This window comes from Polaromonas sp. P1_G2 (assembly GCF_056405515.1).
The window spans coordinates 1-444 of the sequence record NZ_JBFUBY010001195.1; the positions used below are offsets into that span (position 1 = coordinate 1).

The following is a 444-nucleotide window of genomic DNA, read 5'->3' on the forward strand; positions in this document are numbered from 1 at the left end:
GGATCGATACGGACGCGTTCGATGGCGCCCGGCGCGGCGCGCTGGCCGGAGGAGATTTCGGCGCCTTCGAAGGCGGGGCCAGTGGGCGAGGAGGCGGCGACGACGCGGTTCTTGTTGCCCAGCACGATTTCGGCATTTGTGCCGACATCGACGAGCAGCATCATCTTGTCCTGGCGATAGGGGCCTTCCGACAGCGTCGCACCTGCGGCGTCGGCGCCGACATGGCCGGCGATGCAGGGCAGCATATAGACGCGGGCGCCGTGATTGACCTTGATGTCGATCTCATGCGCCCAATATTGCAGCGCGCCGGAGACGGGGAGTGCAAACGGCGCCTGGCCGAGCTCGGTCGGGTCGATGCCGAGAAAGAGATGGTGCATGATCGGGTTGGCGACGAAGACCATGTCGAGGATATCGCTGCGATCGACGCCATTCTCCTCGCAGACC

1 protein-coding gene is annotated in these 444 nt (G+C 65.1%); it reads right to left on the reverse strand.

From position 1 onward, the window contains the following. The coding region (locus AC1D0P_RS29730; RefSeq protein ID WP_477680017.1) for an ASKHA domain-containing protein at positions 1–444 on the reverse strand (444 nt) is incomplete at both ends.